Here is a 15,515-nt window from a genome sequence, read left to right as displayed (position 1 = left end):
AATCAATGTAGCTGCACGTAGTATAGACACTGAAAGATGCCATCTTCTGTCATCTTTCGCTGGCAGGTCGGGCAAGTGTTCTTTTCCACAGAGAAAAGTTCTCCTGCCAGAATATCGAAGTGCTGGACAGGCGCTCTGAAGTTTGTTAGACTGAGACCTCATCAGCATACTCATTTTTGCGTAGTTTTACGTAGTAGAAGAGGTTCGACCCATGTTCCAGCTTCCCGACCTGCCCCATAGCCTGCAACTGATGGGGTTTCGCTCTGCCTTTGTTGTTCCCTTCTGGTCAGCGAGCGTCACAGTTCCCGAGGAGCATGCCGCCCATCTTCAGCACGCTATTGATACCGTTGCTGAAATGCTTCCTCGGCTCCGTCTTTCTGGCTACTTCTTCAACGAAAATGCGCATCTCACTTATCAGATAAACCGTGTTCCCGGGCCAGCAAATGAGGTGCTTTCCGATCAGGAGCTGAAGGAACAGCTTGCCACACTGGAAGCGCTTCTCGTCCGGCAGGCCATTCCCTGTACAACACGGTACTATACAAGGCCGCCACAGGACGAACAAATCTGCATTCTGTTTGGTTTAGGGAAAGGCTTCTCAGGTGTTCATTTCTCAAGGGAACAGGTCTGGCAGGTCCTGCAACGCCACCACGCCGGTGAAGGAGGCTATCAGCACGTCCGGATTTATGCAACAGGCGGCGGAGAAGCAACCTATGAAGAACCTGCCCTCTTGATCCCCAGCCCAACCGAAGCCGATTTCCATTGGATCTGCATGTCACTGCTCGTCTTCTGGCAAGAATGGGCTACCGTCTATGACAAAGAGCAAGCGAGAGCCTACCGCCTCGTGACGACGCTTGAAGACGTCCGCGAAGCGCTTTATACAAAACAGGAGGCAGCTTCTCTTTGAGCGTTTCGTCTTTAAAAAAAACGGGCAGACCTTCATGTATACAGCAGTGATGTGTAGCTTCTCGTAGATGCTGCTGTTTCATTTCTAGCTACGCTCTGTCGGCCCTGTTCATAATCTTGCTTGCACCTATCTCCATATGTTATACTGATAGAGAGAATATTTCTCGGAGGAACCGCTTATCTCTGACACACGATGACACATTCTGCGGGAACCTGGTGCTCCCGCGCTCTCGTGCACAGGTATCCGCACAGCTCTAAAAGCCCGGTCAGCACATTTCTAACCCCAAAAAGGCGCTTTTTCCACCCGCAAAACGAGGCAAAAAACGGAGGTTCCCGCAAACCGGCCTGGCGATAGAGGCCTCTGAAGCGGTACGAGAACCCCGGCCGTCTAAATACCTTTTCTCCCTATCATGGGATTTGAAACCATATGGCGATAATGATAAGATAGAGCCAGCCTTTGCTGGGTCTAAACACCTTTTCTCCCGATTAAGGGATTTGAAGCCCGATCTGCTCAGGATCGATATCCAGATAGATAGGTCTAAATACCTTTTCTCCCTATCACGGGATTTGAACAAAAGGCTTTCTCTCGGTTTTCAGGGTTTACATCTGCTCTCAGGCACGGTCGCTTTCTTTTCTGCTCTCCTTTTCCAGAATGTCGGCAAAGCCCTGTAGCGCTTCCATCACCTGCTGTTGTTGCTCCTGAGAAAGCAGCCCCGTCATTCGTGCCTCAATGGCTCTGACCCGCCGGTGAGCTTCCTGTACCAGTTCTTCAGCTTTCGGGGTTATATATGCCTGTAATACCCGTCCGTGTTCGGGATGAGAACGCCGCACCAGTAAGCCCGCTTCCTCCAGATTCACAATGATTGCGTTCATCGTTTGTGGCGTCACAAAACAGCGGCGGGCCAGCCCTGCCCCCGATAATCCCGGCTGCTCCTTGAGCACACTCAGAGCCGCATATTGCGGAGTGGTCAGCCCGATCTCCCGCAACGCGGCATCCATCTGCATGCGTAAGGCATGCTCTGCCCTTTTCAATTGATACCCTACTTGATGTTCCAGCATCTTTCTCTCGCCTTCCTCACAAAAGGTTGCTTGACAATTATATCAGGGTCTGATATAATGTCAGCACACTGATAGTAGTATAGCAAAGAACACTACCGTTGAGGAGAGAGTTTATGGCTCATATTCTCGGTCCTGACTTTCTGGCCTTACAGGTGCGGGATCTTCAGGCATCCCGCCGTTTTTATACCGAAGTCCTGGGATTGCGTGAGGCCCCTCAGAGTCCGCCCAATGCCGTCGTTTTTGCTACTTCTCCCATTCCCTTTGCTATTCGTGAGCCATTGGTCAATCTGGACGACGTTCCTCGCCTGGGATGGGGTGTCGCTCTCTGGCTTGCCTGCGATAATGCAGATGAGCTTTGCGCCTCATTGGAAGCAGCCGGAAGCCCCATCGTACAACGCCCGTTTGATGGTCCCTTTGGTCGTACCTTCTCGTTTGTTGACCCGGATGGCTATACCATTACAGTTCATGGTGGAAAATGAAACAACTCATCCTTGAAGCTGCTGGCCCCTATTCGCTAAAGGCCAGTATTCGCTTTCTTGAGGGCTTCACCCCTGCTACCTATCAGAATGAGATAGCAGATCATCTGCATCTGGCATTTACCGTTGATGACGGAGAAGATATAGCGGGTGTCTGCGTGCGGGGCCAGGATCAACATATTCTGGTTGACCTGTATGGGAATGCTGACCCTGAAGCGGTACGCCAACAGGTCACACGCATCCTCTCACTGGACGTCGACGGTCGTGGCTGGCCCCTGGTTGGAGACCCGGTTATGAAGAACCTTCAGGAGCGATTTCCTGGCCTGCGACCGGTCTGCTTCTATTCCCCCTATGAGGCGGCGGCCTGGGCCTTAATCAGCCATCGCATACGCATTGCTCAGGCAGCAAAGATAAAAGCACAGATGGCGCGAGATCTGGGTTCCAGTGTCGACATTCACGGCCATATCGAATATGCCTTTCCCGCTCCTTCCCGCCTGCTCACACTTGATCGCTTTCCGGGCCTGACAGAACGAAAGATCGCCTATCTTCAGCAGCTTGCCCGGGCGACGATAGAAGGAAAGCTGAATGCCCACTTCCTCCGCTCGCTTCCATCTGAGCAGGCACTTGAGCATCTGAAGCAGTTGCCGGGAATCGGTGATTTCTCAGCACAGCTCGTGCTTCTGCGCGGCGCCGGGGAGCCCGACTTTCTCCCCACGAACGAGCCACGGCTTGCTCGTGCCTTTGCGCTGGCATATGGAGAGAACGCGCAGGCTATCGAGCAGGTAGCGGAAGCATGGCGTCCTTATCGAACGTGGGGTACCTTTTTGCTGCGCGTGTTTCTGGAGGAGACCACTCACGAGATAGCGCAAGGCCACGAAGAGAGCCATAGAAAATAAGGCAGGCTCTCCCTTCTACAGCAGTGGAAGCGGCTTCTCCGGCGAGAAACTCCGTGAATAGGTTCACTACCACGCCCGAAGAACAGACGAGCATGCTGGATAAGCCCATTGCCGTCGAGGTTTCCGAGAAGCACCGGAGCCCTCATCCCTGCCGCCAGCCAACGAAGAGAAGCTCATGTTCCAGAACAGCGCACTCGTCAGCATGCACCTTCTGGAACAGAGGGCACTTCTCCGGACGACTCCCGACCCTGAAGTCAGCTATGAGCGATGCGGCTTCTCCAACTGCTTGAGAATACGTTCCGAGATGCTCCCAAGCGCTTCCAGTTGCTCCGGGGTCAGCACATCCATCACATAGCGCTGGACCGCCTGCTCATAGCAGTCTCTCGCTTCTATGGCCAGCTTGCGCCCGAGCTCAGTTGCTCGAATGACCGTTCCCCTGTTATCTTCGGGGCACTCCCCTCGTGTGATCAGCCCGCGAGCCTCCATACGCCGGAGCTGATGAGAGAGGCGACTTTTTTCCCATTCCAGGCCACAACGCAACGCAAGCGCCCGCACCGGCTCTTCCGCTTTCTGACTGAGAAGCGAAAGAATCTCAAAGTCCGCTTCAGAGAGACCGGTCTTCTGTGCCAGTTCTTGATTGAGCTGCCCGGCCAGACGCAGACGCATGCGCTGATAGCTGGTCCAGACAGCTTCCTGTTTCTGAGAAAGTTTTTGCTTTGCCATATCTGTATTATACACGATCTGGTTGACATATCAACTTTCCTGCATTATAATGGTTGACATATCAACCAAAGAGGATAGGTAGTATGCATTATGGTCATCTATTGAAGTTCGGGACCTTCATCACGCCATCCGCTCAAAAGCCGGAGCGCGTCGTTGCGCTTGCGAAACAGAGCGAAGAGCTTGGCTATGATCTGGTCACCTTTCAAGATCACCCATATCAACCCGCGTTCCTTGACACATGGACGCTGCTCTCATGGATTGCAGGACAGACGGAACGTATTCATCTTGCCGCCAATGTATTGAACGTCCCCCTGCGTAACCCGGCGCTGCTGGCCCGTTCAGCGGCAAGCCTTGATCTATTGTCTGCCGGACGACTGGAAATCGCGCTCGGTGCCGGGGCCTTCTGGGATCAGATCAAGGCAATGGGAGGCCAACGGCTGACGGGCGGACAGGCTGTTGAGGCCCTGAGTGAAGCCGTTGAGATCCTTCGCGGGCTCTGGGATAGCGAGGATAGCCCGCTCCGCTTTCATGGCAAACATTACCAGCTCAAAGGAGCACAGCGAGGGCCGACACCGGTTCATGATATTCCTATCTGGATAGGAGCGTATGGGCCGCGCATGCTGCGCCTTGTCGGGCAGAAGGCTGACGGCTGGCTTCCCTCCCTCGGTTATATCAAGCCAGAGGCGCTTCAGGCAGCGAACACGATAATCGACGAGGCAGCGCGAGAGGCTGGAAGGGATCCCCGCGAGATCCGCCGACTGCTCAACATCTCCGGCACGTTTTCAAACACGCGCAAGGGCTTCCTTCAGGGATCAAGTCAGCACTGGGTTGAAGACCTGCTGCCCCTGATCGTGAACGATGGCATCGGGACCTTCATTCTGATGGCTGACGATCCCCGCACAATGGAACAGTTCGCGCTTGAGGTTATTCCAGCATTGCGTGAGGCAGCTCACCGAGCGTTGCCCGATGCCTTTTCCACATCGCGAATACGTTCCGCGGCGGCGCGGGCCAAGCGCTACCCCGGAATCGAGTATGACCGCGTGCCTGCCTCGCTGGTTGATACCGCGATCGAGCCGGGAGACGTAAACTATGCGCGCGTCAAGTCAACCTATATGCGCGGTGGCGCGCCCGGGATTGTGTTTCAGGTGAGAAACGTCGAGCAGGTGATTGAGGCGCTGGCTTTTGCCCGCTCACATCCCGCTATCCCGCTCGCGATTCGCAGTGGAGGGCATGGGATCAGCGGTCGCTCGACCAATGTTGGCGGCATTATTATCGACCTCTCTCGACTCAACAAGATTGAAGTGCTCGACGCCGCAACGCGCCGGGTCCGCATCGAGCCAGGAGCCCGCTGGATGGATGTAGCCGCCGCGCTAGCTCCCTATGGGTGGGCCCTGAGTTCGGGTGACTACGGTGGTGTCGGGGTTGGTGGTCTGGCAACCGCGGGAGGGATTGGCTGGCTTGCGCGAAAGCATGGTCTGACCATCGATCATCTGAGAGCGGTTGAAATGGTGCTTGCAGATGGCTCCGTGGTACGCGCCAGCGACAAGGAGAACCCGGAACTCTTCTGGGCAGTTCGGGGTGCGGGATCGAACTTCGGCATTGTCACTTCCTTTGAATTTGAGGTGGACGAGGTCGGGCCAGTTGGTTGGGCGCAGTTGATCCTCGATGCCCGTGATACCGCGAGCCTGTTGGAGCGCTGGGGCGCGATCGTCGAGGCAGCACCACGTGATCTGACCAGCTTCCTCATTATCAGTCCACCGCGCCGGGGACAACCAACAATCGCGTACGTCATGGCGCTTGTTGACTCCGATCAGCCCGAGATTATCATAGATCGACTTCAACCTATCGCCAATCTTGCGCCGATGTATGACCAGAGCGTCTTTATCACGTCCTATGCCGAGATCATGGCAAACGCTCAGGATACCGAGCACCACGGACAGGGAGAGCCGGTTTCCCGTTCCGCGCTGGTTGAGCATATCACGCCCGCGTTCGCGAAAGCCGCAGCAGAGCTCATCAACAGCGGAACGGTCTACATTTTCCAGATCCGTGCTGTGGGAGGTGCGGTCGCAGACGTTGATCCCGATGCAACCGCCTATGGGAACCGCTCGGCGAACTTTTCTGTGACGGCCTTTGGTGTCAATCGTCATCTCCTGAATGCACGATGGGACAGCCTCGCCTCTCATTTCAGCGGGCTCTATCTGAACTTTGAGACAGACACACGCCCTGAGCGGCTGAACGATGCCTTTCCACCGCGCACGCTGGCACGCCTGCGGGAGCTGAAGCGGCGGTATGACCCCACAAACGTCTTTCGCGATAACTTCAATATCATCCCGTAGAGAAAGCAGCCAGAAATGCAACGGAGAAAACAATGACAGATTACGGTCAGGATCTACTTTTCGGAACCTTTATCACGCCGCTCGCGCAGCCTGCGCAGCATGCGGTAGAGCTTGCCATAGTGGCAGAGCAGGCCGGACTCGATCTGGTCACCTTTCAGGATCATCCCTATCAGTCCCAGTTTCATGATACGTGGACGCTTCTGTCTTATGTCGCGTCGCGTACGCAGCGGATTCATGTCAGCGGTAACGTGCTGAACCTGCCATTGAGACAGCCCGCAGTGCTTGCTCGCAGTGCAGCCAGCCTCGATCTCCTGAGTGGAGGACGTTTTGAACTCGGAATCGGAACGGGCGCGTTCTGGGATGCCATCGAGAGCATGGGCGGGCGACGCCTGACGCCCGGCGAGGCCGTGAGCGCATTGGAAGAGGCCATTCAGATCATGCACGAGCTCTGGGCGACCGACAAACCGGGGCGTGTGCAGGTAGACGGTTCCTATTATCAGGTCAATGGGGCGAAACGTGGCCCGAAACCGGCACACGATATCGGTGTCTGGGTTGGCGCGTACAAGCCGCGTCTGCTGAAAATGACGGGACGGATTGCAGATGGCTGGCTTCCCTCCCTGAACTACCTGCCCGGGGGCCTCCCCGACCTTGAGGAGATGAACGCCTCCATTGATGAGGGAGCGGCTTCTGTCGGTCGTGATCCATCCAGTATCCGGCGGATGCTGAACATCTTCGGTCGCTTCGGGCGCTCAGGCCGGGCCTTCCTCAGTGGACCGCCACAGCAGTGGGCCGAACAGCTTGCGGACGTCACCCTGACATATGGCATCACTGGCTTTATCCTTGTCGCTGATGATGCGCCAACAATCGAGCGCTTTGCAGCGGAAGTGGTTCCGGCAACGCGAGAACTGGTCAGAGCTGTGCGAGGCCGTTAAGAGGTGCCAACTAGCCTGCCCGACAAGCAGATATGCTCGACAGAGCCCCACAAGAGCGCGCCCTTGAGCCCCTCCTGACCTCCAGCAGGGGCGCTCAGGGCCGCTGTTTCGTTATCGGGTATGCACTCCAGTTATTCTAACTCACCCTGCCCCTCTAAAGCCGAAAGCAATACAAAATAGTTCCAGATCAACCTCTGAGTTTCAGGATGTTGTTTGCCCAGGAGGCGAGTCGCCATTTCAAGCGCCTCCTGAAAGAAACAGTCCGCCTGCTTATACTTCCCTTGCATGAGATAGATTGTGGCAAGATTACCCAAAGCGCTTGCTACCGCGGGATGCTCTCTCCCATACACCCTCTTTCGGATCTCCAGCGCTTCCTGCAATAGCGATACCGCCTCTTCATACTTCCCCTGCTTATAATGCACCCTTGCCAGATCGTTCAAACTCATCGCTACATTTGGATGCTCCCTCCCATACTCCCTCTTTCGGATCTCCAGCGCTTCCCTATACAGCGATACCGCCTCTTCATACTTCCCCTGCTTATCATACATCAGTGCCAGAATATGCAAACTGCTCGCTACATTTGGATGCTCCCTCCCATACTCCCTCTTTCGGATCTCCAGCGCTTCCTGCAATAGCGATACCGCCTCTTCATCCTTCCCCTGCACATCATACACCCTTGCCAGAATATGCAAACTATTCGCTACCTCTGGATGCTCCCTCCCATACGCCCTCTCTGCTATCTCCAGCGCTTCCTTACACAGTGGTAACGCCTCTTCATACTTCCCCTGCTCCTGATACACCACTGCCAGATTGTTCAAACTGCTCGCTACATGTGGATGCTCTCTCCCATACACCCTCTCATAAATCTCCAGCGCTTCCTTACACAGTGGTAACGCCTCTTCATTCCTCCCCTGCTCCTGATACACCACTGCCAGATTGTGCAAAATGCTCGCTACATGTGGATGCTCCCGCCCATACACCCTCTCTGCTATCTCCAGCGCTTCCTTACACAGCGGTACCGCCTCCTCATTCTTCCCCTGCTCCTTATACACCACTGCCAGATTATGCAAAATGCTCGCTACCGCTGGATGCTCCCTCCCATGCACCCTCTTTCGGATCTCCAGCGCTTCCCTATACAGCGATACCGCCTCTTCATACTTCCCCTGCTCCTGATACACCACTGCCAGATTGTGCAAACTACTCGCTACATTTGGATGCTCTCTCCCATGTACCCTCTCATAAATCTCCAGCACTTCCTGCAACAGCGATACCGCCTCTTCATACTTCCCCTGCTCCTGATACACCATTGCCAGATTGTTCAGAATGATCGCTACCTCTGGATGCTCCCTCCCATGCACCTTTTCATAAATCTCCAGCGCTTCCCTATACAGCAATACTGCCTCTTCATACTTCCCCTGCTCCTTATACACCAGTGCCAGATTGTGCAAACTCATCGCTACATCTGGATGCTCCCTCCCATGCACCTTTTCATAAATCTCCAGCGCTTCCTTACACAGTGGTAACGCCTCTTCATACTTCCCCTGCTTCTGATACACCGCTGCCAGATTGTGCAAACTGCTCGCTACATGTGGATGCTCTCTCCCATACACCCTCTCATAAATCTCCAGCGCTTCCTTACACAGTGGTAACGCCTCTTCATACTTCCCCTGCTTCTGATACACCGCTGCCAGATTGTGCAAACTGCTCGCTACATGTGGATGCTCTCTCCCATACACCCTCTCATAAATCTCCAGCGCTTCCTTACACAGTGGTAACGCCTCTTCATACTTCCCCTGCTCCTGATACACCGCTGCCAGATTGTGCAAACTGCTCGCTACCCTCGGATGTTCTCTTGTATAGAAATGTTCGGAGATCCTCAACGCTTCCTGCAACAGCGATACCGCCTCTTCATTCCTCCCCTGCTCCTGATACACCGTTGCCAGATTGTGCAAACTGCTCGCTACCTTCGGGTGTTCTCTTGTATAGAAATGTTCGGAGATCCTCAACGCTTCCTGCAACAGCGGCCTCGCTTCATTGTAGGCTCCCATATAATACTGATGAAGACCAAGCAGCTGGCTCCATTGAAGCACCTGTTCCTGTTCCCCTCGGTCGCGTGCATCCTGAAGCATCTTGAACAGATGGGCTTGCAGCGCCACCAATTGCAGCGGAGCCTCTTCATGCGTGCGTACTCCCACCGCAAACAGCACAGCGCAGATCTTCTTCCGGGCCTGCATTGATGGCGCCTGCTCTTCCTCGGATGTCTGAGATGCTACGACTTTCTCGGTGCTACTTCGTCCCTGAGCCAGCACAAACCAGGCAACCAACCGATGGATGCGAACTGCTTCCTCTCCTCTCGCTCTTTCCAGCAACCCGAGGTCAAGCAGCCGCTGAAGCGCATCCACCCCCAGCATTGCCCGCTCTTCGTCCAGGTCCTCTTCACCCAGAACAGCGGCATCCAAGAGCAGTTGTTCAGGAATGGGCATACCGGGAGCACACCAGGCCGCACACAGCAGCATTTCTTTCGCCAGGTCGTCACAGGCCTCTTCCTGCAAGCGCTCATAGCTCACGGCAAATGTGCGAGCAACATGCTGTTCATGCCGTGTCAGCGAGCGTTCCGCTCCCCTCCCTTGCAAGGAGGCATGGGCAAGCGTTTGCTGGCGCAGCTTCTGCACATATTGCTCTGGCGTGATGATGTGCCGATACATGTGCAGATAATGCCCGGCCAGACTCAGCGCCAGCGGATGATCTCCAAGTTCCTCGGCAATCTGGTTCGCCGCTGCTTCGGTGAGGTTGGTGCTGTATTTGCGCAACAGTTCAATACTTTCGGCGCGCGGAAGCTCCGCAATGGGCACGGTGATGATTCCCAGACCCGCAGACCATTCCTGTTTGCGACAGGTTATCAGAATGCGACAGCCTCCACTGTTGGGCTTCCACTGCTCCAGAATGGCTTCATCCTCACAGTTGTCGAAGATCAGAAGGCGCGGAAGGGCCGTTTGCCATGCCCGCCGAACCCACTCGACCTGCTCGCTCGGAGGCAAGGATGCACAGAGCAGCGCCGCTGCAGGAGGCAGCGCCCCTTTGCATTGCAGCACCTCAGTGCTCATGTTCTCCGCTTTGGAGCAATCCAGCCAGAAGACCCCTCCCGCAAAGTATGCCCCATAGCGATAGACAAACTCGCTGGCTAGCTGCGTCTTGCCAATCCCGCCAATGCCAGTCGTGGCCGCAACACCCCGGTAACTGATCGCTACCGCATGCTCTCCCTTGAGGCAGCGGGCCAGTTCTCGCAATTCATCCTCGCGTCCGGTAAAGAGCTGATTGCGCAGTAAGGGCATGTGAGAACCGGCAGGAATAAGGTCCGGCGCAGGGGGCGGAATGGTGTCTAGCGGGAGTTCCTCAAGCTTTTGTCGGGCGGCGTGCAGGGTTGCCGCGTCGGGTTCCATATTGGGCGGTATCACGTTTGTGATGTTCACGCTTGCTTGCCCACCGCCCTGGGTAATGGCATTCAAGGAGCCACTTATATATTGGTTCATCCCTGAGAGGTGCTCATCCATCGCTTTTCATCCTTACCGTGGCTTACGGGAAACGCTATCGTCTCCTCGCGCCTGTATGTGGTCATTTTGCCTGATCGCTTCGTCCTCAACGGTGCCTGAGGCATTACCGCTTGTAGTACGGCAATCGCTTCTAGAAAAGAGATCACATCGAGAAAGGCTCTTCGGAAGGGAGTCATCCCTTCTACTCTCTAGAACGTATTTTACCACCCTTTTTCACATGTCCTCTCTATAGTAGCATATATGCCTCACCTCTTTGCTTTTGTCTCCATGCTGCAAAGAGAGCAAACAGCCCTGTTCTGCCTCCCGAGCTTCCCTCCCTGAACTACCAGCCCGAAGGCCTCCCCGACCTTGAGGAGATGAACGCCTCCATTGATGAGGGAGCGCAAAAGAAGACTCATCCACGCTTTTTATCTCTACATTTTATGGAATACAGAGTTCTTGCATCTTGCAATCTTTTTGTTTATCATGTGATAAGCAAACCACTGTCCGCAGCACATAGCGTCTTTTCAGCCGCAGAACGAGGAATATTATCGTGAAAAAGATATCTTCATCTCGTCAGGATCTTCAAGCGCTCTGGTGGGGAATCGCATTCAGTCTGCTGTTTACCGGTATTATCTGGGGGACAGGCTTTGCACTTCGAGCTTTTCCGCATCTCCCAAAGCCGGCAAATGATCCCTCATGGTATTATTGGAAACTGCCCGCGCCCACGATCGCAGCCGAAGTGACTGCCTGGGGTGGATATCTGCTGCATCAACTCTTCAGTTGGGGCGTTATCTGGTATGCGCAAACTCGGCGCCTGCACTATAGCCATACATTGCATACGGTCAACAAAGTGGCGCTGGCCGGGAATGCCCTGTTTATCCTGCTTCATCTGCTCCAAAGCCTGCTCTGGTACGATGGCCTCGCCGCCAATGTTTCCGTCTTCAGCTCGCAGGGGTCAGTCATCGTCTTGCTTGTCTGGGTCCTGCTGATGGAGAATCCCCGACGCGGGCTCTTCTTCGGGAAGAAGCTGCCATTGCAGCAGCGCGTGATTCAGTTTGCCCGGAAATATCACGGCTACTTCTTCTCGTGGGCCATCATCTACACATTCTGGTATCACCCGACCGAGAATACGCCCGGCCATCTGGTTGGCTTCCTCTACATGTTCCTGCTGATGCTTCAGAGCAGCCTCTTCTTCACGCGCGTTCATATCAATCCATACTGGACATTTGTGCAGGAGATTCTGGTGCTGGCTCACGGAACACTCGTCGCGCTTATGCAGGCGAACGGGCTCTGGCCAATGTTCTTCTTTGGCTTTGCCGCTATCTTCATCATTACACAGATGCATGGCCTTCGTCTCAAAAGCTGGATCAAATGGGGGCTCGCGTTGCTGCTGCTTGTGGGGGCAATCGTAGTGTACAGTATGCGTGGGGTCCAGCGGCTCTGGGAGCTTGTCGCGATTCCGCTGATCGATTATCTGGCGGTCCTTGTGCTTTTCCTGCTGCTTGGCCTGATTGTCTGGCTTACGGGGTGGCGGCGTCCTCGACCGAAGCAGCAGCCCGCCGTTCAACCTGCCCCAGATCACCTGGAACGCCTGCCTTGAGAGACAAACCTGCAAGGTGTCGCTGCTCTCCGAGATCGATACGGGACTTGCAGCAACACCTTTGCTTCTAGCGATCGGTTGGCACGGCGATACACATCGACACGCTATGGTATCTCCAAAATAATTCTGCCGCTTCCATGACCGCTCTGGCTCTCTCTCTGCGCCTGTTGCACCTCGCTGAGGGAAAATCGCTTCCCCACCACCGGCTTGAGCCGTCCTTCCTCGATCAGATGGGCAATCTGCTGTAAGAGAGCGCCCGAAGGCTGAGAATGAGCCATCACCGCCCGCACGCCATGTTCCCGGGCCAGTTCTTCGGGCGGCTGAGTCGTCACAGAGACCAGCGTTCCACCGCGTTTGAGTGCGGCAAACGAGTGAGGCAGCGTGGCCCCACCAACGCCGTCGAACACCAGATCAACGTTCTGCACCACCTGTTCGGGCATGGTCGTCGTATAATCGATCACCATATCAGCACCCAGAGAGCACACAAGGGCAAGGTTCTTTGTAGAGGCAGTGCCAATCACCTGCGCCCCCTTCCATTTTGCCAGTTGCACCACGAATACCCCGACGCCGCCCGCAGCCCCGACAACCAGCACACGCTGCTCAGAGGTCAGATCACCATAGTCAAAGAGCACGCGCCACGCGGTTGTAGCCCCGACCGGAATCGTGGCGGCCTCGGTAAAGCTCAGGCGTTGCGGCTTGTGAGCAAGCACATCAGCGGACGCTATGACATATTCTGCATAACCTCCCTGCGCAACCTGCCCGAAAACCTCCTGACCAACCTTGAAGTCGGTGACCCCGGGACCAACCGCCGCAACGACTCCCGCAACCTCAATACCTGGAGTATAAGGAAAGGTCATCGGCATGAACGCCTGTAGCATTCCCTGACGAATCTTCCAGTCAATCGGGTTCACGCCGGCCGCATGAACGCGCACCAGCACCTCACCTTCGTGTGGTTGCGGACGCTCTACCTGCTCAAGCCTGAGCTGTTCCGGCCCTCCGTAGTTCGAGACACGAACCGCCTGCATCGTGTGTCCACCCATGCTCATACCCTCCTACCCGATGAACTCGCGGGCGAAACGACGAATCCCGTCCAGATCCTGCAACACAGGAAACCGAAGCGTCAATTCCTGAACGCCCGCCTGTTCTAACGCAGCAATCTGCTTGCGAATGGTATCGGGACTCCCGGTCAGCCCACCACCGAACGCTTTTGCCGCTTCCGGTACCTTCGCCTGAGCCTGCTCGTCGGTATCGGCAATGACACACACCGCAACCGCCGCCCGTCGAATACTTGCATAATCCCGCCCGATCTCCTCGCAATACTGTTTCAACAGCTCGAACTTATGCGCCAGCGTCGCCGCATCACCAAAGACATGCCAGGCGTCTCCGTAGCGTGCAACCAGCTTGAGCGTCTTCTTCTCTCCATTGCCACCAATCAGCAAGGGGATATGGGGGCGCTGTACGCCCTTTGGCTGATTGATCGCGCCATGTACCTGATAGTAGGTTCCCTCAAAGGTCGCTTCCTCCTGTGTCCACAGAGCAAGCAAGATCTGAATCGCCTCCTCTAGCTGGCGAGCGCGCACGGCGGCGCTTTCAGGGTAATCGAAGCCATACGCACGGAATTGAGACGCGAGCGGCGGAAAACCAGAGCCGATCCCCACTGTCAGACGACCGTGACTCATGACGTCAATGGTACTCGCCATTTTTGCAAGTAGGGCAGGGTTGCGCAATCCGCTATTCGTGACCATTTGCCCGAGTCGAATGCGACTGGTATCCCGAGCAAGGGCTGCCATTGTGGTCCAACACTCAAAAAGGAAGTTCTCACGATCAGACCAGAGGACGTCGGAGAGCCAGAGCGACTCGAATCCGACCTCTTCAGCGATGACCGCAACCTCTGTCATTTTCTCGTACGCCTCTATTGGATCACTGATTCCCGCGAACTCCATCATGGTGCCCTGTGGCAGTGCTATACCAAATTTCATTGTCATTGAACGGATCACCCCTTCTCATGCTATTTCCCGCGGCTAACTTGCGAGAGCGTTCATGGGACAAGTATAGCAAGCAGCAAGGCTGCTTCTCATCGTCCATTTGACGAGTTGTTCCACTGCCCAAAAGGTCAGAGCCATTCAAAGGCGGGGGGTCTCTCTGTATGACATGCCAGGCCGTTATGTCCTGCTCACGAAATCCGAAAGGCACGAAGCAAAGAGGGCTGTTCTGGCGCTCTCCGGGAGACAAGAAGCTGACCCCCACCGACAGTACAAGCCACCCTGAATCCATCCGTAATGACAAGGGCACAATGCACCTGTTCCCTCCCTTTATTGCCCCATAATTCAGCCAGCAAGAGGAGGGCTCATTGTATTCCATTCTCAGTAGCGATATACTCAAAACAGAGAAGTGAAGAAGAGGAGAAATGCTTGATGAAACAATTTCCAGAGTGGCTGAGCGCGACCCTTGCATCTGATGCCAGCGAAGGGAAGGGAGTTCTCCCGGAGAACATCCTTCCTCTGCAAGCGAACTCACTGGTTGTGGGTCCGGCTCATGTGCTGCTGATGAATCGAGACGATAATCTATCGGTTCACAAGGCGTTAGAGCAGCCCCCTGCGCCCGGGACGGTCCTTGTCGTGGCCGGGGGTAGCACATCACGTACCGCAACGTTGGGTGGCTTGATGGCACTGAGAATGCAGAAGCACGGCATCGCTGGCCTTGTCACTGATGGGTTGGTCCGCGACTCGCGAGAAATCCGTGAAATGGGCTTTGCAGTCTGGTGTCGGGGCGTCACGCCAATTGCACCGAAGAAAACCGGACCGGCTATCGATTGCACAGCGGTCTCAATTGGCGGCGTCACTATCCGAAATGGCGATCTGGTTATCGCTGATGATGATGGCGTGGTCATCTGGCCACAGGAGCAGATAAAGACGCTTCTGGTCAAGGCGGAAGCACGCCTGAGATATGATAATGAGCGCCTGGCACGTATCCAGAACAGCGAAAGAAGATAACAGAGCGTCTATCTTTTTCCCTCCTCCCCACACAGCAAAGAGCCGAGCAAGGCGAACAATCCTC

12 protein-coding genes are annotated in these 15,515 nt (G+C 55.2%); 7 read left to right on the top strand and 5 right to left on the bottom strand.

Annotated elements, in window-relative coordinates; translation table 11 throughout:
- The first annotated feature begins 211 nt into the window (after positions 1-211).
- On the top strand, positions 212-904 hold the full coding sequence (locus KTH_RS13080; protein WP_111325096.1) for a hypothetical protein: 693 nt from the start codon (positions 212-214) through the stop codon (positions 902-904).
- Positions 905-1,515: 611 nt separating this feature from the next.
- Here the strand turns inward: KTH_RS13080 and KTH_RS13075 are convergent.
- On the bottom strand, positions 1,516-1,962 hold the full coding sequence (locus KTH_RS13075; RefSeq protein WP_111325095.1) for a MarR family winged helix-turn-helix transcriptional regulator: 447 nt from the start codon (positions 1,960-1,962) through the stop codon (positions 1,516-1,518).
- 113 nt (positions 1,963-2,075) lie between these two features.
- Between KTH_RS13075 and KTH_RS13070 the strand changes: the two genes are divergently transcribed.
- Both KTH_RS13070 and KTH_RS13065 read left to right on the top strand, forming a co-directional pair.
- Positions 2,076-2,441, top strand: coding sequence for a VOC family protein (locus KTH_RS13070; RefSeq protein WP_111325094.1), 366 nt, complete (start codon positions 2,076-2,078; stop codon positions 2,439-2,441).
- The gene (locus KTH_RS13065) at positions 2,438-3,334 is read left to right on the top strand and encodes a DNA-3-methyladenine glycosylase family protein (protein ID WP_497619176.1); all 897 of its coding nucleotides are present in this window, start codon (positions 2,438-2,440) and stop codon (positions 3,332-3,334) included. The genes KTH_RS13070 and KTH_RS13065 overlap by 4 nt, the downstream gene beginning before the upstream one ends.
- A gap of 258 nt (positions 3,335-3,592) precedes the next feature.
- On the opposite strand, the gene KTH_RS13060 is transcribed toward KTH_RS13065, so the two are convergent.
- On the bottom strand, positions 3,593-4,057 hold the full coding sequence (locus KTH_RS13060; RefSeq protein ID WP_137686313.1) for a MarR family winged helix-turn-helix transcriptional regulator: 465 nt from the start codon (positions 4,055-4,057) through the stop codon (positions 3,593-3,595).
- 83 nt (positions 4,058-4,140) lie between these two features.
- Between KTH_RS13060 and KTH_RS13055 the strand changes: the two genes are divergently transcribed.
- Together KTH_RS13055 and KTH_RS13050 are read left to right on the top strand one after the other, a co-directional pair.
- A complete protein-coding gene (locus KTH_RS13055; protein ID WP_111325091.1) occupies positions 4,141-6,393 on the top strand; it encodes an LLM class flavin-dependent oxidoreductase in 2,253 nt (750 codons plus the stop codon).
- 32 nt (positions 6,394-6,425) lie between these two features.
- On the top strand, positions 6,426-7,325 hold the full coding sequence (locus KTH_RS13050; protein WP_497619173.1) for an LLM class flavin-dependent oxidoreductase: 900 nt from the start codon (positions 6,426-6,428) through the stop codon (positions 7,323-7,325).
- 131 nt (positions 7,326-7,456) lie between these two features.
- Here the strand turns inward: KTH_RS13050 and KTH_RS13045 are convergent, their stop codons facing one another.
- On the bottom strand, positions 7,457-10,876 hold the full coding sequence (locus KTH_RS13045) for a tetratricopeptide repeat protein (protein WP_497619171.1): 3,420 nt from the start codon (positions 10,874-10,876) through the stop codon (positions 7,457-7,459).
- Between the two features lie 532 nt (positions 10,877-11,408).
- Here KTH_RS13045 and KTH_RS13040 point away from each other — a divergent pair.
- Positions 11,409-12,458 carry a hypothetical protein gene (locus KTH_RS13040; protein WP_497619169.1) on the top strand — a complete coding sequence of 350 codons (1,050 nt, stop codon included), beginning with the start codon at positions 11,409-11,411 and terminating at the stop codon, positions 12,456-12,458.
- Positions 12,459-12,562: 104 nt separating this feature from the next.
- Here the strand turns inward: KTH_RS13040 and KTH_RS13035 are convergent, their stop codons facing one another.
- Both KTH_RS13035 and KTH_RS13030 read right to left on the bottom strand, forming a co-directional pair.
- Positions 12,563-13,498, bottom strand: coding sequence for an NADP-dependent oxidoreductase (locus KTH_RS13035; RefSeq protein ID WP_497619167.1), 936 nt, complete (start codon positions 13,496-13,498; stop codon positions 12,563-12,565).
- Between the two features lie 12 nt (positions 13,499-13,510).
- On the bottom strand, positions 13,511-14,443 hold the full coding sequence (locus KTH_RS13030) for a TIGR03560 family F420-dependent LLM class oxidoreductase (protein WP_111325087.1): 933 nt from the start codon (positions 14,441-14,443) through the stop codon (positions 13,511-13,513).
- 429 nt (positions 14,444-14,872) lie between these two features.
- Between KTH_RS13030 and KTH_RS13025 the strand changes: the two genes are divergently transcribed.
- Positions 14,873-15,451, top strand: a complete 579-nt coding sequence (locus KTH_RS13025) for an RraA family protein (RefSeq protein WP_497619165.1) — start codon at positions 14,873-14,875, stop codon at positions 15,449-15,451.
- Positions 15,452-15,515 lie beyond the last annotated feature (64 nt).

It is taken from the genome of Thermosporothrix sp. COM3 (genome assembly GCF_059696735.1).
The sequence above is the reverse complement of the archived record's forward strand: the minus strand, read 5'-3'. Positions and strand labels throughout refer to the sequence as shown.